Origin of the sequence: Kordia jejudonensis, assembly GCF_001005315.1 — a bacterium.
GTDB classification, from domain to species: domain Bacteria; phylum Bacteroidota; class Bacteroidia; order Flavobacteriales; family Flavobacteriaceae; genus Kordia; species Kordia jejudonensis.
This window is the reverse complement of record NZ_LBMG01000009.1, coordinates 19,718-41,182: the sequence shown is the minus strand read 5'-3', so window position 1 is coordinate 41,182 and position 21,465 is coordinate 19,718. Positions and strand designations below refer to the sequence as shown.

16 protein-coding genes are annotated in these 21,465 nt (G+C 34.6%); 4 read left to right on the top strand and 12 right to left on the bottom strand.

The window, feature by feature from the left end; translation table 11 throughout:
- Positions 1–201: 201 nt before the first annotated feature.
- The 4 genes from AA089_RS06615 to AA089_RS06600 form a co-directional block, all read right to left on the bottom strand.
- Positions 202–765, bottom strand: coding sequence for a DUF4136 domain-containing protein (locus AA089_RS06615; protein WP_046756144.1), 564 nt, complete (start codon positions 763–765; stop codon positions 202–204).
- Between the two features lie 44 nt (positions 766–809).
- Positions 810–2,798 (bottom strand): urocanate hydratase, encoded by a 1,989-nt coding sequence (locus tag AA089_RS06610; protein ID WP_046756143.1) that lies wholly within the window; start codon positions 2,796–2,798, stop codon positions 810–812.
- A gap of 138 nt (positions 2,799–2,936) precedes the next feature.
- The gene (locus AA089_RS25150; RefSeq protein ID WP_162200418.1) at positions 2,937–3,089 is read right to left on the bottom strand and encodes a DUF5522 domain-containing protein; all 153 of its coding nucleotides are present in this window, start codon (positions 3,087–3,089) and stop codon (positions 2,937–2,939) included.
- A gap of 373 nt (positions 3,090–3,462) precedes the next feature.
- The gene (locus AA089_RS06600) at positions 3,463–4,446 is read right to left on the bottom strand and encodes a mechanosensitive ion channel family protein (RefSeq protein ID WP_046756141.1); all 984 of its coding nucleotides are present in this window, start codon (positions 4,444–4,446) and stop codon (positions 3,463–3,465) included.
- 612 nt (positions 4,447–5,058) lie between these two features.
- Here AA089_RS06600 and AA089_RS23580 point away from each other — a divergent pair.
- From AA089_RS23580 to hemL, 4 genes are all read left to right on the top strand, one after another.
- The gene (locus AA089_RS23580; RefSeq protein WP_162200417.1) at positions 5,059–8,481 is read left to right on the top strand and encodes a VIT domain-containing protein; all 3,423 of its coding nucleotides are present in this window, start codon (positions 5,059–5,061) and stop codon (positions 8,479–8,481) included.
- A gap of 127 nt (positions 8,482–8,608) precedes the next feature.
- The gene (locus AA089_RS06590) at positions 8,609–9,520 is read left to right on the top strand and encodes a 1-aminocyclopropane-1-carboxylate deaminase/D-cysteine desulfhydrase (protein ID WP_046756140.1); all 912 of its coding nucleotides are present in this window, start codon (positions 8,609–8,611) and stop codon (positions 9,518–9,520) included.
- Positions 9,521–9,524: 4 nt separating this feature from the next.
- A complete protein-coding gene (locus tag AA089_RS06585; protein ID WP_046756139.1) occupies positions 9,525–10,364 on the top strand; it encodes a glucosaminidase domain-containing protein in 840 nt (279 codons plus the stop codon).
- A gap of 23 nt (positions 10,365–10,387) precedes the next feature.
- Positions 10,388–11,671 (top strand): glutamate-1-semialdehyde 2,1-aminomutase, encoded by a 1,284-nt coding sequence (hemL, locus tag AA089_RS06580; RefSeq protein WP_046756138.1) that lies wholly within the window; start codon positions 10,388–10,390, stop codon positions 11,669–11,671.
- Positions 11,672–11,740: 69 nt separating this feature from the next.
- Here the strand turns inward: hemL and AA089_RS06575 are convergent, their stop codons facing one another.
- The 8 genes from AA089_RS06575 to AA089_RS23575 form a co-directional block, all read right to left on the bottom strand.
- A complete protein-coding gene (locus AA089_RS06575) occupies positions 11,741–12,079 on the bottom strand; it encodes a hypothetical protein (protein WP_156168927.1) in 339 nt (112 codons plus the stop codon).
- Positions 12,080–12,183: 104 nt separating this feature from the next.
- On the bottom strand, positions 12,184–12,657 hold the full coding sequence (locus AA089_RS06570; RefSeq protein ID WP_046756136.1) for a hypothetical protein: 474 nt from the start codon (positions 12,655–12,657) through the stop codon (positions 12,184–12,186).
- A gap of 114 nt (positions 12,658–12,771) precedes the next feature.
- The gene (locus AA089_RS06565; RefSeq protein ID WP_046756135.1) at positions 12,772–12,963 is read right to left on the bottom strand and encodes a hypothetical protein; all 192 of its coding nucleotides are present in this window, start codon (positions 12,961–12,963) and stop codon (positions 12,772–12,774) included.
- Positions 12,964–12,985: 22 nt separating this feature from the next.
- Complete coding sequence (locus AA089_RS06560) at positions 12,986–13,549, bottom strand: REP-associated tyrosine transposase (protein WP_046756134.1); 564 nt, start codon at positions 13,547–13,549, stop codon at positions 12,986–12,988.
- Between the two features lie 80 nt (positions 13,550–13,629).
- A complete protein-coding gene (locus AA089_RS06555; protein WP_046756133.1) occupies positions 13,630–14,064 on the bottom strand; it encodes a hypothetical protein in 435 nt (144 codons plus the stop codon).
- Positions 14,065–14,076: 12 nt separating this feature from the next.
- A complete protein-coding gene (locus AA089_RS06550; RefSeq protein ID WP_046756132.1) occupies positions 14,077–16,905 on the bottom strand; it encodes a hypothetical protein in 2,829 nt (942 codons plus the stop codon).
- Positions 16,898–17,287 (bottom strand): hypothetical protein, encoded by a 390-nt coding sequence (locus tag AA089_RS06545; RefSeq protein WP_046756131.1) that lies wholly within the window; start codon positions 17,285–17,287, stop codon positions 16,898–16,900. The genes AA089_RS06550 and AA089_RS06545 overlap by 8 nt, the downstream gene beginning before the upstream one ends.
- Positions 17,287–21,267: a hypothetical protein gene (locus tag AA089_RS23575; RefSeq protein WP_053002243.1), complete on the bottom strand. Its 3,981-nt coding sequence runs from the start codon at positions 21,265–21,267 to the stop codon at positions 17,287–17,289. Before AA089_RS23575 ends, AA089_RS06545 begins: the two co-directional genes overlap by 1 nt.
- Between the last annotated feature and the right edge of the window lie 198 nt (positions 21,268–21,465).

Below are 21,465 nucleotides of genomic sequence, written 5' to 3'. Positions count from 1 at the left end.
TTTTCTTATAATAAGTAAAAATTAATTCTTTACAACTTCGAGCGCAGTCGAGAAGCTATACTATACTATTGTTATAATTGATTGTAGATAGTTGTGATCGAAAAACACACTTTACATAACATTATTAAAAAATGACCTGTATACATAAAAAAACCTCGAAGTTTCACCTTCGAGGTTTCATTTTTTCATATGTGAATCTTGTTAGTTGGCTTCTGCTGTTGGTGGATATTCTTTCATTATTTCAGCAACAAATTCCTCAATTCGTTCTTGTTTTTTAGACATTTTACTGCGTAATAACGTTCCTGTACCTTTTCCTTGCCATACTAATTCTTTTTGTTTAGTATCAATCAAGTCAATATATAAAACGCCTTCAATACGTGTGGTTACGGTATTCATCATTGGTCCGCCGCCCCACATCCATGGATTCCAGCCGCCCCAACCCCAAGCGCCAAAGCCTCCCCAGCCCCAAGCGTTGTTGTTAACATTGACACGCTTATTCGCTTTTGTCATAATATTTACCAAAAGGTCTGGATTGTCGGACTTCACAAAACCTCTTGCTAACATTTCTTTCTCAATAGAGCGAAGAATTCTTTTTTTATCTAAATCAGAAATCTCTGCTTGATCGATTCCAGTTTTATAAAATGCAAATGTTTTGTATGAATTAAAATCAGCTTGCTCATCATAATCAGATGCTACTCTAACAGATATACAAGAGGTCACAAGTAGTAACGCGACTACCGGAAATAGTAATTTAATTGTTTTCATATCACTGCTTTTTTTGGATTAATATATTTTTTCTTTTTCATAGCTTACTCTAATAAAGCATCATCAACTATATTTGGAAGTGTTACTTTTAAGTTTGGCTCTACTTCCATAGCGCGTTTTATTGCAAAAATAGCTTCTTCATTTCTCGCCCAACTTCGTCTTGCAATTCCGTTGTTTACATCCCAAAATAACATCGAATGTAAACGTCTTGATGCTTCCTTAGAACCATCAAGAACCATGCCGAATCCACCATTGATAACTTCGCCCCAACCAACGCCACCACCATTGTGAATGGAAACCCAAGTTGCGCCTCTAAAACTGTCGCCAATTACGTTGTGGATCGCCATATCTGCAGTGAATTTGGAACCGTCGTAGATATTAGAAGTTTCTCTATATGGAGAATCTGTTCCAGAAACATCATGATGATCACGTCCTAAAATTACAGGTCCAATATCGCCACGTTCAATTGCTTCGTTAAACGCTTGTGCAATTTTCATACGTCCTTCCGAATCTGCATATAAAATACGTGCTTGCGAACCGACCACTAATTTGTTTTCTTGTGCGCCTTTTATCCATTGAATATTATCCGCCATTTGTTGTTGAATTTCGGCTGGAGAAACTTTCATGATTTCTTCTAATACTTCACAAGCAATTTGATCGGTTTTCGCTAAGTCTTCAGGTTTACCAGATGCGCAAACCCAACGGAATGGTCCAAAACCATAATCGAAACACATCGGTCCCATAATGTCTTGTACATAACTTGGATATTTAAAATCAATACCATTTTCCGCCATAATAGCTGCGCCAGCACGCGAAGCTTCCAATAAGAACGCATTTCCATAATCGAAAAAGTAGGTTCCTTTTTCAGTATGTTTATTTACCGCAGCTGCATGTCTACGTAGGGTTTCTTGTATTTTTTCTTTGAATAATTCAGGATCATTCGCCATCATTTCATTCGCTTCTTCATACGATAATCCAATTGGATAATAGCCACCAGCCCACGGATTGTGTAAGGAAGTTTGATCGCTTCCCAAATCGACATATACATCGGTTTCATCAAATTTTTCCCAAACGTCTACAATATTTCCTTGATAGGCGATGGACACAATTTCTTTGTTCGCTTTGGCGGAATTGACTCTGCTTACCAATTCGTCCAAATCATATATGACTTCATCAACCCAACCTTGTGAATGACGTGTTTCTGTTGCTTTCGGATTTACTTCTGCACATACTGTGATACAACCCGCAATGTTTCCAGCTTTTGGTTGTGCGCCACTCATACCGCCCAATCCAGCTGTTAGGAATAGTTTTCCAGCTAAACCTTCGCCATTTTTCGAAATTTTTCGTCCACCATTCAAAACCGTAATTGTTGTTCCGTGTACAATTCCTTGCGGACCAATGTACATATAACTTCCTGCGGTCATTTGTCCGTATTGTGTAACGCCCAATGCGTTGAATTTTTCCCAATCATCGGGTTGTGAGTAGTTTGGAATCATCATTCCATTGGTGACTACAACTCTTGGTGCATCTTTGTGTGAAGGAAATAAACCAAGCGGATGGCCTGAATACATAACCAACGTTTGTTCTTCGTTCATTTCCGCCAAATATTTCATGACTAATAAATATTGTGCCCAGTTTTGGAACACGCCACCATTTCCTCCGTAAGTGATTAATTCATGTGGATGTTGTGCAACTGCATAATCCAAGTTGTTTTGAATCATCAACATAATTGCTTTTGCCTGATTCGTTTTTCCTGGATATTCGTCTATTGGACGTGCATACATTTTATAATCGGGACGAAAACGATACATATAAATTCTTCCATAGGTTTCGAGTTCGTTCTTAAATTCTGGTACTAACACTTCGTGGTGTTTTTTATCAAAGTAGCGCAATGCATTTCGCAAGGCTAACTTTTTTTCTTCAGCAGATAAGATTTCTTTTCGCTTTGGCGCGTGATTGATGTTAGAATCGTATGGTTTTGGATCTGGTAAGGTAGCTGGTATTCCTTGTAAAATATGTTCTTGTACTGTCATTTTTAAATTTTGATTGTGTAGTTATTCATACGGTTAAAAAAATAAATTTCTCAACAATAACTAGGGATAGCGAATATCTACACGATGAAATTGTGCAGTAGTTTTTTTATAGTTCATTGAGATACAATCCATGACTGTTTATTTTCTTTTCTTATTGAATCCGTACGGACAATGACGACAACCACTTTCACAGCAATAGCCTCTTTTTAAGTGAAATTGCTCTGTAAAGACCTTGTAGCCTTCGGGCGAAAGGTAAAAATCGCCTTCTTCAATGGGAATTAATTTTTTCATTTCTACAAAGGTACTTAAATTGGCGTGAATTTTGAATGCCTATTGTTATGGTTTTTGTGTCAAAATATCTAGTTCCTAGCGGTTTTCGGGGAATTACATTATTTCCTTTTATCTTTTTACGTGATGAAAAAGATAAAAGGAATACGGTTTTAATTCATCATGAACGTATCCATCTGCGACAGCAATTAGAAATGCTCATTCTTCCTTTTTATATATTTTACTTCCTAGAATGGTTGGTAAAACTTTGTTATTACCGAAACCGATATGTAGCCTATAGAAATCTAAGTTTTGAGCGTGAGGCATATCAAAACGAAGAAAATTTTCAGTATTTAAAAAAACGGCGCTTTTTCCAGTTTCTTCGGTATGTATAACGTTATTCTTCTTCGTTATTTTTTTGTTGTTGCTCTTGAGCTTTTTTCGAAGTTGTCGTTATGTGTTGTGCTAGGTCTTCTCTTGCTTCTGCTAAATCGTGTGCATTCTGAATTTCTACTTGCGTTGGGAATGGAAGATCTATTCCTGCTTCATCCATAGCTTCTTGCGTAGCTAAAAGTACTTTTGACCAAATTTGTACGACACTTGCTCTGTCACTTTTTGTCCACCATCTCACACGAATGGTCAACCAACTATCAGCCTGATCCCACACGAGTGTTTCCACAGGTTTTTCGGACGTAACACCTTCAATATTTTCAATGGTTTCTTTTAGTATTTTCATGGCTTCCATGTAGTTTTCATCATATCCAACCCCAATATCATATTGCGACCGAATAAATTTATGCGCCGTATTAACAACTACTGAATTATTATAAACGGTATTATTTGGAATGACCACACGTTTTCCATCATACGTAATAATTATGGTTGCACGTGTTTTGATTTTTTCAACAGTTCCTTCATACCCATTCACGACAATTTGATCGCCAAGTTCAAAAGGTTGTCTAAGTAAAATAAGAATTCCTGCCAACCAGTTTTGTAAAATATCTTGGAACGCAAAACCTATAGCAACCGATGAAACACCTAAACTTGCAATTAAATCTGCTGGGCTCAAATTAGGCGCCATAATAGTCAACGCAATCGCAATTCCGAAAATGATCACAAGATATCTTGTAAAGGCGCCGAGTAAATCTCCAAAGTTTTTTCGTCCTCTGTTAGCTAATAAGCGTTTGACTAGTTTTCCAAGCCATCTTCCTACATATAGCATTGCTACAAAAATGACCAATCCGATAAGTATGTTCGGAATTGCTTTGATAAATCCGTCCAACCATGTATCTAATTTTTCAATAATAGATTGTGGATTCACATCCAATTCTCCTTTTTTGTCTTTTACCGTTTCTTGAAGTATGAGTAGTTTTGTTAACATAAAATTTTAATTTTTAAACACATTACCTGCGTTATTGTTTAAGAGTTAATAAAGTAAAATTAGCGGAAATAGCATATTTTCATTAACTCTATCAAATCATTCTTAAACGTATTCGATGAAAATTCTAGTTATCCTGAGTTCGACGTAAAAATTTAGTTCGATACTTTTCTTTTCCGCAGTGTAGCAGGGATTTTCCGTTAAAAATTTTTGAAACCTTGGAAATCGAAGATTCATGAACTCCTTGATTTAAAATAAAAAGATTGTGAACTAAAAAAATTAGGAAAATTCATGCGGTTTTAGTTTTTTTAGAAAGAAAAACTAAAAATACCTCTGGAAAAGTTCCCTTTCTTTTGTTGATGCCTGTGCTGAACTTGATTCAGTATTCTTTGGGAAAGCAAAGAAAACGAAAATAAAATACTGAAGATGTGTTATTTAGTAAGGAGTTTCTTAGCTCAATCACAAATATGAATTGAATGACTTATATCGAACAGACGTAAGTTATTAAAGATAGGATAACTTGACTCATTGAAACGATGTGCTTGCTCATTCCTCCTTTTATAATACATGTGAAATAATCAGTTTTGTATGGAAGAAATTAAAAACATGTCCATTATGAAACGATCTCTAACTATTTTCTTTTGTCTATTTTGCTTGACTGTATCTGCACAACAAATTCCAAAAGTCACGATTTCAGATGAAAAACAATTACAATTAACAGACTTAAAAGTAAACGTTGATATTGTTGGAAACCTTGCGGTAACAACCTATGACATGAAATTTTACAATGGATTGAATAGAACTTTGGAAGGCGAGTTGGTATTTCCTTTGGGAGAAGGACAAGTTGTTTCAGGATTTGCCATGGATGTCAATGGAAAGTTGCGTGAGGCTGTCATTGTAGAAAAAGAATTGGCTAGAGTTGCCTATGAAACCACCGTACGTCGACGCATAGATCCTGGATTGTTAGAAAAAACAGAAGGGAACAATTACAAAGCACGTGTGTATCCAATATTGGCAAAAGCGCACAAGCATATTGTGATCAAGTTTGAACAAGAATTGCGTACGCTAAACGGCATGCAAACCTACGAGTTACCTTTAGGAATAGAAGAGAAACTAGCGAATTTTTCAGTAGAAATTTCTGTTTTTAATGCAGAAAAACCGATAGTGAGTAAAGCGAATTACAACGATTTCTATTTCAAGAAAAACAATGATGTATTCGTTGCTAAGATTGCAAAAAAGGCACACAAACCAAGCAAACCAATTGTAGTGCAGATTCCAAACAAGACAAATCAGGCAAGTCTATCTACTTTTAATGGTTATTTTCAATATTACAAAGCTTTGGCACCAACTTCACGGTTAAAGAAAAAGCCAAAAAGAATCATTATTTTATGGGATGCTTCCTATTCCATGCGCTACAAAAATTTGGAAGATGAACTTGCATTGTTGACAAACTATTTCAACTATCTCCGCAAAGCAAAAGTAACTTTAGTTGTTTTCAATAATAAGGTTCAAAAGAAACACGAAATAGTAGTAAGAAGAGGTAACATAAACACATTGATAGCGGACATAAAAAAGATACAATACGATGGCGGAACAAAGTTAGATGTCTTCAAAGACGCAAACATAAGAACAGATGAAGTATTACTGTTTTCTGATGGTTTGGCGAATTTGGGAACATTTTTATATGACAAGGAAGTGCCTGTATATACCATTAATTCATTGGTTTCTTCCAATCATCAAAGTTTGATTGATATTGCTACACAATCTGGCGGAAGCTATATAAATCTCACACGTTTGGCTGTATCTGAAGCAGCAAAAATGTTAAAAGAAGAACCTTTTCAGTTTTTAGGTGTGCATCATAGCGAAAAAGTATACGATGTGTATCCAAAACAACGAACCAATGTGTATCATGATTTTGCCATTACAGGACAATTTACAGAACCAACGACTATTGAATTACTGTTTGGGTATGGCGGAAAAGTCACTGAGAAAATTCCTGTAAAGATCACAAAAACGGAAGGAACAAAAGTTGTAAAGCGTTTGTGGGCAAAGCAAAAGCTGATCGACCTAAATCGTGCTAAAGAAAAAAACAAACAACTAATTGTTTCATTAGCAAAACAATATGATTTAATCACAGAATATACATCCATGCTAATTTTAGATCGTATTGAAGATTATGTGCGTTACGAAATAGAACCGCCAAAAGAATTAATGCCCCAATACAAACAACGTTTGGCAAGTGCACAAAGAGCGAAGGAACAACGAAAAACTCGAATTGCTAGTCGAAAAAGTGCTTTACGAAATCAGTACAATGGTCTTCTAAAATGGTATGAAGCTGAACAAGTTGTTGCAAAAGCACCAACTCCAAAAGTAATACAAACAACGAATACAACTACCACTACACCAATAAGGAATAATGCTTCAACGACTACCAATGCATTGCGCACTATTTCTGGAACAGTAACAGACGAATCTGGAAGGCCAATACCAGGTGCTACCGTAGCTGTCAGGGGAACGTCAACAGGTGTAACTACTGATTTTGACGGAAATTATAGTATTGGAATGCGTACAGGAGAAGTCATTGCGTTTAGTTATATAAGTTATTTGCCTTTAGAACATACCATCAGAGCAACAGATAGTCAGCTCAATGTAGAGATGAAACTTGGAGAAAATTTGCAAGAAGTGGCGGTTGTTGCGTATAGAGCAGAGAAACGTAGTAACGTTACTTCAGCAGTTTCAGTAATACAAGCAGAATCGATGGAGCAAGTGCCAAATGCTTCTATAAATCAAATACTACAAGGACAAGCGGCTGGACTTAATATTTCAAGTAGTTCAGGAAATCTTGACAGTACAATAGTGCTTAGAGGACGCAATTCAATAAGTCAAAAAAGCAATCCATTATATGTGGTAGATGGACAAGTAATTTCTGAAAATGATCTGAGCAAAATAGCTCCAGAAAACATTCAAACTGCTTCTACGCTAAAAAGCACATCAGCTACTGCATTGTATGGAAGTAGCGGTGCGAATGGTGTAATTATCATTACAACCAAAAATGGTATTGTAGAAAACAAAGCAGCTATTGAAGCATTAGAAGAAAAAATAGCCAATACAATAGAAATGAAGCCTTGGGACGCCAATCAACCATATATCAAAGAATTAGAAAAAGAAACTACGGTTGAAGCTTCCTATAAAAAATATTTGGAAATCAGAGAATCGTACGCAAATATGCCAACATTTTATTTAGATGTTGCTGATTTTTTCCACGAACGAAAAGCATTTGACATAGCCACAACGGTAATTACAAACTTGATCGAAGTTGAATTGAATAATTATGAATTGTTAAAAGCAATGGCGTACAAACTGGAATACTTCAAACAATATGATATGGCAGTACTAGCCTATGAAAAGGTATTAGAAATACGCCCAGAAGAACCACAATCGTATCGTGATTTAGCATTGGCGTACGAACATGTTGGCGAATTCCAGAAAAGTTATGATATGCTTTATACATTGTATGATGGACAATTAATTGAAAAGGATGAAGAACAACGATTTTCTGGAATAGAACAGATTGTATTTATAGAGCTTACCCGATTGGTTTCCATGTATGGGAATAAACTCAGTTTGACTTCAGAAGAGAAACGTCAATTTGTACCAATGCCTGTAGATGTTCGTATCACAATTGATTGGAATCATAATGATACTGATATCGATTTATGGGTAATTGATCCAAATGGAGAAAAAGCGTTTTACAGTCATCCAAAAACGGCAATTGGCGGACGTATGTCAGATGATTTGACACAAGGTTACGGTCCAGAAGAATTTTTATTAAAAAATGCCATTGATGGAAAATATGAAGTATATGTAAATCATTTTGCTAATAGGGTTCAGAAAATATCAGGTCCAACAATTTTAAAAGTCACACTGTATAGAAATTACGGAACAAAAGACGAACAAAAAGAAGTGTCTATTGTTAGATTATCGGATACGCAAGGTGCGTTTGAAGTTGGGAGTTTGTTCTTTAAAAAATCTCTGTAATTCACATATACAAGAATCAGTGTATTCAAATCACGCAAGGCAGTATTTAAAAATAGTGTTTTGAGTGATTTTTTATGTTTGAAAAGCAAATGAGAATTCATGGTTTTGCAGTATTTTTGCAAACGCAATGGAGTTTGAAACACAACACATACCAATTCAAGAAGTCACACTTAATTTTGACACAGATGTACGTTTGTTTATCAAGCGTGAAGACTTAATTCATCCGTTTGTTTCTGGAAATAAATTTAGAAAGCTTAAGTACAATCTGGCGGAAGCCCACAAAGAAAAACACACTACACTATTAACCTTTGGAGGCGCATTTTCCAATCATATTGCGGCAGTTGCGGCAGCAGGAAAAATGTACGGTTTTCAAACTATTGGAATCATTAGAGGAGACGAATTAAGAGCTAAACTAAATACAAACGCTACCTTAAAATTTGCAGCGGAAAACGGAATGCACTTAAAGTTTATTACCCGAGAACACTATCGCGAAAAAACAACTTCTGAATTCTTAGCACAATTAAGACACGAATTTGGACGTTTCTATACAATACCAGAAGGTGGAACCAATATGTTGGCGGTTAAAGGTTGTGCAGAAATCATTACGGAAACCGAAAAAGATTTTGATACCATTTGCTGTGCTGTTGGAACTGGTGGAACCATTGCAGGAATAAGTAAAGGTGCTTTTTCACATCAAAAAATAGTAGGTTTTCCAGCGTTGAAAGGAAATTTTTTACAAGCCGAAATTCAACAATTTACCACTGTAAATAACTGGGAATTAATCAATACATATCATTTTGGCGGCTATGGAAAAGTTACTGAAGAATTGATTCAATTTATAAACGATTTCAACAAACGCACCAACATTCCTTTAGATCCAATCTATACAGGAAAAATGCTTTTCGGAATCATAGATTTAATCAAAAATGGGCATTTTGCCAAACAAAACCGTATTTTAGCAATTCATACAGGCGGATTGCAAGGAATTGAAGGTATGAACCAAAAACTACAAAGAAAAGGACAACAAACGATCATATAATCATATGAAAAAACACATTATATATACACTTTTAGGAGTATTGATATTATCAAGTTGTGGAACACAAAACCGTGTGGCAACCTCGAAAAAGCAGCCAAAAAAAACAACACGTGTTGTAAAAACGACACCTAAAGCCGAACCTGTAGAAGTTGTAAAAACAACTCCGAAAGTTGAGGTGAAAACTCCAAAAACAGCTACCAAAAGCACGACGGAAATGTACATTGAAACCTATAGTGAAGTTGCCAAAAAAGAAATGGAACGTCACGGAATTCCTGCAAGTATTACTTTAGCACAAGGAATTTTAGAATCGGGTTCTGGAAAAGGCGAGTTGACCATGCGATCTAACAATCATTTTGGAATTAAATGTCACAGAGGTTGGAAAGGGCAACGTGTATATCATGATGATGATGAAGATCAAGAATGTTTCCGAAAATATGCAAATCCAGCATATTCATTCACAGATCATTCCTTATTCTTAACGGGAAGATCGCGTTATGCATCCTTATTCAAACTGCCAAAAGACGATTACAAAGGCTGGGCAAAAGGCTTGAAAAAAGCTGGATATGCCACCGATCGAAAATATCCTAAAAAATTAATCGCTTTAATAGAGCGTTACGAATTGTACAAATATGATGCAGAAGTTTTAGGGAAAAAACCTGAAGATGCAAAGAAAGTTACGACGCATAATGATCGTTACACGGTTACAAAAGGCGATACATTGTACAGTATTGCTCGAAAACATAAATTATCTGTAGACAAATTAAAATCTTTAAATGGACTTGAAGATAATGACATTTTTGTAGGTCAAGTATTATTTGTAAAACCACTTCCAAAAGACTTTTAGTCAATAAAAAAACATACAATAGAATGGAATATAAACGTAGCAGCGCACTGTTTGCAGAAGCACAAAAAGTGATTCCGGGCGGCGTAAACTCACCTGTTCGTGCGTTCAAAGCCGTAGGCGGCACACCAATTTTTGTCAAAGAAGCCAAAGGAGCTTACATTATTGATGAAGATGATAAAAAATATATAGAATATATCAATTCGTGGGGACCAATGATTTTGGGGCATGCACACAAACCTGTGATTGATGCCGTTGTAGAAAAGGCAAAAAAGGGAACTTCCTTTGGAATGCCAACCGAAATTGAAACGAAAATTGCAGAATTGGCGGTTTCTATGGTACCAAATATCGATATGATTCGTTTCGTGAATAGTGGAACTGAAGCGTGTATGAGTGCTGTTCGCTTGGCGCGAGGATATACAGGAAAAGATAAAATGATCAAATTTGCAGGTTGTTATCATGGACATAGTGATGCCTTTCTGATTCAGGCTGGAAGTGGCGCCGTTACTTTTGGAAGTCCTAACAGTCCTGGAGTGACACGAGGAACGGCAAAAGATACCTTGTTGGCGCGTTACAACGATTTGGAAAATGTAAAACAAATTATTGCACAAAATGAAGGCGAAATTGCGTGTATCATTATTGAACCTGTAGCTGGAAATATGGGTTGTATTCCGCCAGTAGAAGGGTTTTTAGAAGGATTACGCACCTTATGTGATGCGCACAATATCTTGTTGGTTTTTGATGAGGTTATGACAGGATTCCGCTTAGCAAAAGGTGGCGTGCAAGAATTACTTGGAGTCAATGCTGATATTGTTTGTTTTGGCAAAGTAATTGGTGGCGGATTGCCTGTGGGAGCATTTGCAGCACGAAAGGAAATTATGGAACATTTAGCGCCGCTTGGTCCTGTATATCAGGCTGGAACATTAAGTGGAAATCCACTAGCAATGGCTGCAGGATTAGCAATGTTGCAGGAATTGAATCAAGGAGACGTTTTTAAAAGTCTACAAGAAAAAACGGCCTATTTACATCAAGGAATTGCAAAAGTTTTAACGGAAGCTGGTGTTACACATCAAATCAATCGAATTGGATCTATGATTTCGGTACATTTTTGTGATGATGCTGTTATTGATTTCGAATCGTCAGCAAAAGGAAATAATGATTCGTTTAAGAAGTTTTTCCACGGATTGTTAAATCGTGGAATTTATATTGCTCCATCAGCGTTTGAAACTTGGTTTTTGTCAGATGCATTATCGTATGACGATTTAGACACAACGATTGCTGCTGTAAAAGAAGTTGCAAAGGAATTATAGTATTTAGAAACTATAGATCATAAAAAAACTCGGCAATTAGCCGAGTTTTTTAGTATAAGATACTGTTTGTTATTGTCTGTTTCTGTTTGCTTCAGTTACTTTTTCTTGTCTCATTCTTTCATTTCTAAAAGATCTAAGAAATTCTTCTCGTTGTTTTGGTTGTAAAACATCGCTAATTTTTTTTCTTGCGGAACTTAGTGCTTCTAAATCTGAAGAGCTGTTTTCACGTTCTAAATCTAAGAAAATTTGATATACTTGTTTTACTTGTTGTGAACTAAGTTCTAGAGTCTTTTCTAGCTTTATTGTTCTGTTTTTTGCTCTTACCTCTGCATTTTCTTGCGCAGTTGCGGTGTGAACTCCTAAAAACAATACACATATAAATGTGAATAGAGTAATATATTTCTTCATAACTGTTGTTGGTTGATGTTAGCTAAATAATAACTCAATAATACTAAAATTGTGGACAAATAACAAAAAAGAGAAGCTTTTTAACTTCTCTTCTTTAGTGGGCATTATTTTCTTCGGTTCTCTTTTTGTCGCTTTCCTCGCTTTCCTTTGCCTTTACGCGCCTGCATTTTCTCCCATCTTTCATATTGTTCTTCAGAAAGAATTTGCTTCATTTTTTGCTTGTAAGCAATTTTTGCATCGAGTCGTTCATTCATCATAGCATACTTTTCTTCGTCAGTAGGCTTCACATTTTTCTCTTTTGCCGCTTTGCGCGCTTCCATTTTTTGTTGTCTCATTTTTGCATTTTCTGTAGCTAACGCTAATACTTGTTGCTGTTGATTTTCGGATAAATCTAATGCTAAAGTCAACTTTTTCGTTTGCAATTCAGCTATTTGTTCAGGAGTCAAGTCTTTCATAAACTTTTGCCCTTTTTCTTTTCGCATTTCTTTTCGCTCATGGCGATCTCTTTGATCTGTTCCTTCTTGTGCAGCTACATTTAGTGTAAAAATGATTGCTAGTGCATATACAATGTTTTTCATGTTTCTAGTTTTATAAATTATTTGCTTCTAGGACTACAAACAGTTTGGAAGGTTTAATTAAAAACTGATTTTGTGATTTGTTTAACAAGATAGCTTTTGTTTTTCTTTTAAAAATTATTGCTGTGGAAAAATAGGCTCATATGGATCTCCAGCCTTAAAGTTTCCCCAATGTTTTTTAATATCTTCTTTTGTTGCAGGTGTAAGATATAAAGGATAACCATAATCGTAGAACTGTTTTAAATTTTTATAAAAATTATAAAAAAACAACAAATAACCCAAAGCTGCCGCACCCCAAAGCTGCCGCACGATTATATCGTGTGGTATTATTCTAACCTAAATTTTGAAATACCACAATATTTTCTAATAAACCTTTTTCGTCAGCATAATCAATAGCGCTACTATATATATAATCTTCAGGTCTAAAAACTAAGCCAGCCTTTACAGGATTATAGTGTATATAGTTTATTTTCTCATGAATTACTTTATTACTCCATAATTCAATAGGTTTGTTGTCATGTCTCCAAAATTGATATTGATTCACATTAGATGATTTAGCAGCAGCTTCTTTAAATTTGTCTAATAAAAATTCTCTTCTACTTTCTTTAGGGTTATTTTGAATAGCTTTTACAATGGTTTTACTTGTGAATCGTTTAAAATCGCCCAAAAGCAACTGCGGCTCTCTTTTTCCAATACTTCTAAAAACTAAATGCACATGATTTGTCATAATGCACCACGCCATAAGCTCCATACCTTTTTCTTTTTGACAATAATGCAAGCTATCTACAATTATATTTTTATATTCATTTCTTGTAAAGATATCTAACCAATACACAACTGCAAAGCTTACAAAATATAATCCTTTTGGATTATGGAATTTATAATTTCGGCTCATATTTTTTTTAGTTTAATTTAGTATTACCACACGATATAATCGTGCGGTAGCGAGGGCTCGCGCTAGCATGAGAAATAAGATTAATTAGTATCTGGTTTACGGTACAATGATGTTCGTCTTGGATCAATAATATACGTATCTTTTACAAACTGATAAATATCTTGAATGTCATTTTTGCTGAGAGAAACGCTAAACTCTACGTGTTCTTCTTTTAATTCAAAAATTTCACTTAATTCAGGAACATATTCAAATAACATTATATATTCACTATAAACTTGTTCAAAATCTTCTTGTTCCATGACTTCTCTATCAAAAATTTCATATTTTTTTTTATTAGTAAATGGAAAGTGTCCCTTTGGGTCAATCCAACGAAGTAATTTATGGGACCTTACATAAAACGTTTTACTTCCCATTTTTTCTTGTGCCTTTTTGATATAAATGTCTGTGTCTTTTACTTTTCGCGTATTGGCAAATGACATTATTTCTTTTAATAATTTTTCTATAATTTGATTCATAATTTTTTAATATTATTGATAATTTTTAAATATAAAACTTGCCATATCAGGAACTGAATTAAAGTCTAGCGTTTGTTTTGCTTCTATTTGAAACTCACGTTCTGCTATTCTTGCTCTCAATTCTATGACCTGACCATCAGTCATTTTATTTACATACCATTCCATAGAAATTCCGTCATGTTCTATTAGTTTGGTTTGTTCTCTTAATAATTCAATATCATCAAATAAACCAGCTAGTTCATCAAAAGCATGTTTACCTTCATGGACAATTTCACCAAAAGCTCTGCTTACTGGTGCATCGTTTAGTAAATAGATCTCATCACCATTCTGCCCAGCAGTTACATCACTAATATCTTCTCCAGGTTTGGATATTTTTTTTATTTCGGTTCTAAAGGCATCTTCATCTAATTTAAACAGTTTAATTTCATTATTTTTTAATGCCTGTGCAACTTCCTTTCCGGATTCTGTTTTATTCAACTCCCGAACAATATCACTTTTTCTGATTTTTCCAATATTTCTTTTCGCATTTTTAGCTATAAAATTATCTATTTTAAACTTTCCTGAAGCTTCCTCTAAATGTCTGGTTGCTTCCAAAGTCTCCTCAGCTTCTACAATCTCTTTGCTCTTCTTAGTAGCTCCAGTATTATCAGCTTTTTTAATAATTTCCTCTGCTTGCTTTTTTATGTTAGGAAATTCAGGATGTGTTACAATTTCTTTAGCTGTTTTTGATAAAGAAGCATGTAATGCAGCACTCAATTCTCCTGTTAAACTTAACATTTCTAGGAAAAAAAGATACTTTGCAATAGTTCTACCAAGTTCTGTGTCCTTATAACCTAATAACTTAATAAGACCGTTTCCTATTCCAGAAGTAATTTCAATGTACCCAGCAATCCTTTTTGTACCTGCTATAAATTGCGTAGCTTGTTTTGTACGCCCGATGAGTTTATGACCTGCATTTAAAATTTTATATAAGCGACCTGCTTTGGCAATGTTTAAAAACCCTGTAGCAGTAGTTAAAATATCTATAGCAAACTCACCAGCAGTAATGATATTACTCCAAAAGGCTCTCTCTTCTCTAGCTAGCATTACAAAAGCTGGCAATGCTGCAAAATAAGAATTTTTATTTTCTTCACTATCTTTGAAAATGAAATTGGGATTATCTTCTTTAAAAATATAAATAGGCGCAAATGGATCATACAATAAGCTTTCTTTTTTGGATGTGGAGAAAGGAATTGTAGCCTCCGTGTTTTTATCTATTTTTACTTTTACTCGTTTAGTGACTTTGTAAATAATATCTATTTGTACCTGATCAGTATTTGATAAATATGTTATGTCTGCATTATCATGGTGGAAACCTATAGTTTGATCTGATTTGTAATTTAGATACGGTTCGCATAAACTTGAGATTTTCGGATTCTTTTCAGTAATATCTTTATATACAGTTTGTTTCCATACACCCCAAATGAAATATACATACCTGTCAAAGTTACTTGTATGCATTTTGCCAAATAAATTGTAGAAATAAGATATATTGTTATGATCTCTACGAATCAGAAGTTCATCCAAAAATAATCTTGGGTTTTTAACTTTTTCATAGATTGCCACAAGTAGCTTTAAAGTAATATCTTCTTTATCTAATCCAAAATTAGTTATTCGCCCTTTCAAAGACTTGTCAAGAATGGCCCATAGGGTTTCTAATTGGATATGTTTTATGAAAACAGTAGGAGTGTAATAAAATATTTCTAATATTTTATCTAATTTCTTTTTATAAAATTTAAGCTCTTCACTCACACATTTTAAGTATTGGTCAATGAATAGTTGACGTATCCCATTATTATCATTTGGCACATTTGCATTTGGAGATACTACTCTTAGCACTTGATTCATGTAATCATATAGGTCTAAATACCGTTTACTTTCTAAATTTTCAAAACTATTATCATAAAAAATAGTACGATTGATAAAATATAGAAAGGTTCCAAAATATTTGAATTCTAGAGTGATAGCAGCTTTTTGAAATTTCACATCAAATCTTGAGAATTTTTCTAATATATATTTATACTCTACAATGATTGTACTTGCACTTTTTTTTATTGTCGGAAATAAGTATACACTTTCTGCGATGTCATTAATTTCAACATTAATATTTCTATTTGTATACGTTTTAGGAATTCTTTTGTGTTTATATTCTTCTGGATGAAAGTCTCTGTGGGTAACTATAGTTTGTTTTCCAAAATGGTTTATATATTTTAAAATATATCTTCCGCTTGTTATTCCTACATCTTTCGGATCATATATAAAAACGTCACTATATGCAAAAGCTGTTTTTAAGGTACTATTGTAAATAATTCTATTTCTTTCATCATCATACAAATATCTTTCTGGATCTCCAGCCAATGAAATGAACGTAAAATTACTGTCATCTAAAGGAACCCAATCAAAGTTGGAAAAACTTTTGTACAGTACTAAATCTCCAGAAGCAGATGGGAATATTCGTTGAAAATAGTATTTGATACTAGTAGGTTTGTCTAACGAGTCAACGACTTCAATAGCTAAAAGATCCGTGTTTTTATATTCAATTCTAAGGTCTAAAGGTTGAAAAACACCTAAGTCTGTTAGTGAAGCTTTTTCAACTTCTATTTTAGTATTCACAAAAGGACTGTTGGGATCATAATTCTGATCATCTATAGCTACATAAGTATTATTATAGTCAAATTTTTGATCGATTACATCAACCAATCTTTTAGTGTCTTTAGTCTGATCTTCTTCTAAACGACGATGTATTTGCAGGTATTTAATTAATGGCTCAATACTACCTATTAATGGTTCTGTATTAATCATAATTTTCTGTTTTTAAAGAATCATTTTCATGATTGTTAAAGTGTCTGATAAATTCATCACTCGGAAACAATTCCACCAAATATTTATTATGTTTTAAAAGCTCATCGGCTTGTTGTTTGCTAATGATACTTAAATCAACATGATAGTTTCTGGCTGTTGTCCAAATATGAGTATTGATAATTGGGAAGTTGCATACCATGATGATGTCCCAATCTTTTCCGTCTAACGTGTTCCAATCTGTGATTGGTGTTTTGGCTCTGCTTCCATACAAATAGATTTTATGTACAGGCGAGATCTTCTCCACAGTTCGTTTGAGTTCATGGAGAATGTATGGCAGCACTTTTTCAGGCTGCCATATCATTGCTAATTGTACGGTACTCATTATTGGAATCTTGCCAATGGAAGTAATACGTCAATTTCTCCATCTGTAAGTGATGTTGCATATCTGTCTTGTACACGTTGCATGTATTTTGTAGGCGAACTTACAATAACACCTTCTGAACTGATATTCACTTTTAATACATCATGTGCAGGATCGTTTGCGCCACCTTCAATATTTGGTTTTTCAAATGTAAATGTCGAAATACGCCCATAATCAATTTTGAACTGCAAACCAGTAGGATTTCCGACAGTGTCAAATACATGATGTGCTTCAACACCAGAAATTAACGATATTTTATTTGCTAATTCTTGATATACTACACCAGCACTGTCTTCAGGATTCCAAGCAGCATCACGTTGAATTACAATTTCTTGATCCATACATGTAAACGAAATTGGAAATAGTTCTTCGTTATCTAAGTCAAATACAGTTTGCATTTCTGTACCAAAGTTTCTTAAAAATGAAAGTTGAATTTTTCTTTCAGCCGCAGTTGTATCGCCAACTTGTAAATCATTGAATATAGTAGTATCATTTAAAATATTGCTACTACACTCTGTTTGATCAGATTCAATAAAATCTTCAATATCATCACATTCGCAAGGCAATGCTTTTTCTACTTTTAGACCCAAACTGTCTGCTTGTAAAATGGTCAAAGAAGTAGGTACGCGTGTTTTCCAAGCTTTTCCTTCTTTTACGCCAAGTGGTTTGTCTAGTTCATCTACAATAGAACGATATAATGGATCGTCTAAAACAGGCAATTCTCCACCATTCCAAATACTTCCTGTACTCATGTAATGTAGTACGGCTTTTTCAAATCCTGGACGAACCGTAAGTACAACTCTTGCCAATCCGGCTTGCATGAAGCTTCTAAATAGTGGATCGTTGTTTTCAAAGTTGTACAGCTTGTTCCATTCGTTACGATTTCCCCAATAAAAAGGATAAAAGTTGTACGACATAATATCCCATTCAAATGCTTGCTCCATAAATTTTGCAAACGAAGTATAATCATCTAGAGATTTAGTTACCGTTACATTGTATGTGTCTAATACATCGCCTGTATACATTTTTTTACCAAAGGTATTTGTTGCCGTTGGAGCTTGATCTATTAAATAGGATAAACAGTTTTTACGCAATACAGTTTGCTCAATTTGTCGATAAAATAAAGGATTTGACCCTTTCATTTCATCAATTTTACTGTCTTCATCTACCTTTTGAGATCTATATGCAGCAAGTTTATCTTCATATGCAGTCACAATTGCATTGAAGGTTTCTAATTGCCAAGTTTCTATGGTTTCATCCAGCCTTTTTAATTGGATACTAACATTAGAGTTTCCAGAAAGGTGTGTTAAAGACGAAAAAGAGACGGGAATACTTGTCACAAATTTAGAAAGTGGTCTTGTAGAGTTTTGAGGCATTTTCACACCACCAACAATAATATGTGTTCTTCCTTCTCCTGAATCTTCACTATCAACCCATTCTGCTTTCGCGCTTACTGTATAATAACCCTCAGGAATATCTAGATCGGTATGTTCACCATAACTTTCATGTGCATCAGTTAACGCATCATTAGCTTTGTATGAGAATGCTTTTCCAATAAACATTTCTTCTACAGGCGGCTGATTCACTTCTGCATTGTATTGTGCTGCTAAAACTTTATAGTTTTCCACCGTAATTTTAGATGCATCACTAATTGTTTCGTTGTTGATGACTACTTTTCTAGGATCTAAAGGTTCTTTAAGTATCATAGTTTCGCTATCGTCATCTTCTGTGATTGCATTCAATGCCAAACGATGCAATTTTGAAGGTTGCGGAATGGCAAATTCATACATTAAACGTCTCCCGTAATTGTAGATTTGATTTTTATATACCTTATCAATCCATCGGTATACACCAACGATGTGTTTGTCTCCTTTTCTGTTATCAAAACCGTGTGAATTATTTTCTTCAAACTCTTCAATAATTTTGCTAATTCGCTCTTCTTTGACACGTTGTACCACACGATCCATTGCTCTTGACGTAATTTCTTGCGCTTCCGTCATTGCCTGATTAATACTATCTTCACTTGATGTATGTGTGGCAAAATTGGCACCAGCATTTACATTAAAATAGAATCCATTTTGTGTTCGCTTTCCAACATTTGAGTTTACAAACGCTGAAAAATCTTGTGATTCTGATACAACTTGTGCTATTTCATGTTGCATTTCAAAACGATCTGTCGTAGTCGTATCTGTCAATCGCTCTTTTTCAGTTTCAGAAGTTGTAGACACGGTATTTTCAGACGAACGCAATCTACGTGTAGATTTCTCTTTGTATTCACGCGCCATTACATTTTCAATATGCGATACTTCGCCTTCGGTATAGCAATGTACACTTTGCTCAACTTTTCTGTAATCGGCAATTCCAAGTTGACGCATTCCATAACCAGAAGGAATAAAATTTTGATTGTCAGAAGTTCCCGTTTCGTCATTGATAGCAATACTGCCTAAATTACATGTGTTTGGTCGTAAAATTTGATCGTGTGAAAGCACCGTTCCATCTAATAAGGTTACTGTTGCTTTTAATCGAAGATTTACATGCTGCGCTGTTGGAATGGTAAGTACATCACTTAATAAACCAATCTTTACAGAGTTCAAAGTGCTTTCAAGAATAGTGTATGAAGTACTGCTATGCAATAAGTTATCTGAAATATCAAAAACTTCTGCACTGACAGATTGTACTGCGAATAATGCGGCTTCTGAAGGATTGGTAATGTCTGCAAAAAAACGCCAATACGCCAAATTTGTTTCTTTGTTTTTACGTCTTTTAGAACAAAAAGCAGCGGTAATTCGTGTAGGATCATTTTCATCATTCGTTACTGGAAGAATCGTTCCGTGTACACTTACGGATTTTGTATAAAAGTTTGTATTCTCGTACAAATGCACGGTAAGTGTTTCTGCTTCTTTAGTTATTAATTTTTTTGCTTCTGCAAATGTTTTAATCGTATCAACAGGTTTCAAAAACGACAATGTTTCGTATGCCAACGGTGAGAATAGTGTTGTTGCTTGCTCTGCATCAATTTCGTCTCTAAACGTAAAAGAAAATTCAGCAATGTCAGGATACTTTACATGCGCAGGCTGATCACAAGGATTTAGGTTTGATGCATCATAAACTTTATCGCCTCTTACCGTACACCAATCGTCTTTTGCGGTTTGTACAGCTGCTTCATATTCGTCCAAGACAGCTTTTACACTTTTACTATGATTTGTTTTTGCAACTTCATAAGCGGCTTTATACGCTGTTTGATATGCACTATGCAACGTATCAATTTCAGTAGCTACTTTTTCTAAATTTTGTAACTCTTGACTTGCAATACTCACGAGTAATTTTTTTGGTAATGAAACTGTTTTATACGTTGTCGTTTCTTTAGTTGCTTTTGCGTCTGTAGTACCATCTTCAGAAAAGTCGAATAATTCTTTTGGTAAAATCACTTTTGCATAGATGAGTGTGTGTACCAAGTTCTTTTTTTCTTCGATGTCTAATTCTTCTCCTCGCGGGAAATTGGCAATGACATGATTGGCTTTTAATAAGTGAATTACCGCTTCTTTCGCATAAAAATCTGCTTCGGTAACAAACTGATAAAATAAGTTGTTCCATAGCGTTCCATCTTCTACAATAGAAGTAACTCCTATAGTTTTTTCTTCAATCTCATCTATAGAAGCCGTGGTTCTGTTTTGTGCTAACCATTCAGAAAATTCAAATAATTTTGAATCAATACTTTTGATTTCTTCTTTCGTAAATGCATTAAAATCCTTAGCAATATTTTGCAATTGTTGCCATTTGGAAACTTCAGGAGGTCGGTTTTCCATGCTATCATAGAAATCGTCATTTTTTGCTGCCTCAGAAGGGAAAATGAATCGTAATTCTTTGTTTTTTTCTTTGCTTAAATCTGGGCTTCTTAAGCTCGTAAAGCGAAATAGGGTTTGTGAAATTTGATCTTTCATAAAATAATAAATAATAATTGTTATACGTTAAATTTTGGCATACGTAGTGCCTGTTCAATACGTTATTGAACTATTAAAAAAGGATGTAATTTGGTTGGATAGGGGTAAATAGTCTTCTCGAAAGTAGTTAATACTTATAAGAGATGTAGTATAGTTTTTGTAAGCGTCGACTATTTTTTGTAAGCGTTGCTTTTTAAC

Excerpts from the sequence above, each read along its gene's own strand:
- AA089_RS06615 (WP_046756144.1), bottom strand. The coding sequence starts at position 765 with ATGAAAACAATTAAATTACTATTTCCGGTAGTCGCGTTACTACTTGTG.
- AA089_RS06610 (WP_046756143.1), bottom strand. The coding sequence starts at position 2,798 with ATGACAGTACAAGAACATATTTTACAAGGAATACCAGCTACCTTACCA.
- AA089_RS25150 (WP_162200418.1), bottom strand. The coding sequence starts at position 3,089 with ATGAAAAAATTAATTCCCATTGAAGAAGGCGATTTTTACCTTTCGCCC.
- AA089_RS06600 (WP_046756141.1), bottom strand. The coding sequence starts at position 4,446 with ATGTTAACAAAACTACTCATACTTCAAGAAACGGTAAAAGACAAAAAA.
- AA089_RS23580 (WP_162200417.1), top strand. The coding sequence starts at position 5,059 with ATGAAACGATCTCTAACTATTTTCTTTTGTCTATTTTGCTTGACTGTA.
- AA089_RS06590 (WP_046756140.1), top strand. The coding sequence starts at position 8,609 with ATGGAGTTTGAAACACAACACATACCAATTCAAGAAGTCACACTTAAT.
- AA089_RS06585 (WP_046756139.1), top strand. The coding sequence starts at position 9,525 with ATGAAAAAACACATTATATATACACTTTTAGGAGTATTGATATTATCA.
- hemL (WP_046756138.1), top strand. The coding sequence starts at position 10,388 with ATGGAATATAAACGTAGCAGCGCACTGTTTGCAGAAGCACAAAAAGTG.
- AA089_RS06575 (WP_156168927.1), bottom strand. The coding sequence starts at position 12,079 with ATGAAGAAATATATTACTCTATTCACATTTATATGTGTATTGTTTTTA.
- AA089_RS06570 (WP_046756136.1), bottom strand. The coding sequence starts at position 12,657 with ATGAAAAACATTGTATATGCACTAGCAATCATTTTTACACTAAATGTA.
- AA089_RS06560 (WP_046756134.1), bottom strand. The coding sequence starts at position 13,549 with ATGAGCCGAAATTATAAATTCCATAATCCAAAAGGATTATATTTTGTA.
- AA089_RS06555 (WP_046756133.1), bottom strand. The coding sequence starts at position 14,064 with ATGAATCAAATTATAGAAAAATTATTAAAAGAAATAATGTCATTTGCC.
- AA089_RS06550 (WP_046756132.1), bottom strand. The coding sequence starts at position 16,905 with ATGATTAATACAGAACCATTAATAGGTAGTATTGAGCCATTAATTAAA.
- AA089_RS06545 (WP_046756131.1), bottom strand. The coding sequence starts at position 17,287 with ATGAGTACCGTACAATTAGCAATGATATGGCAGCCTGAAAAAGTGCTG.
- AA089_RS23575 (WP_053002243.1), bottom strand. The coding sequence starts at position 21,267 with ATGAAAGATCAAATTTCACAAACCCTATTTCGCTTTACGAGCTTAAGA.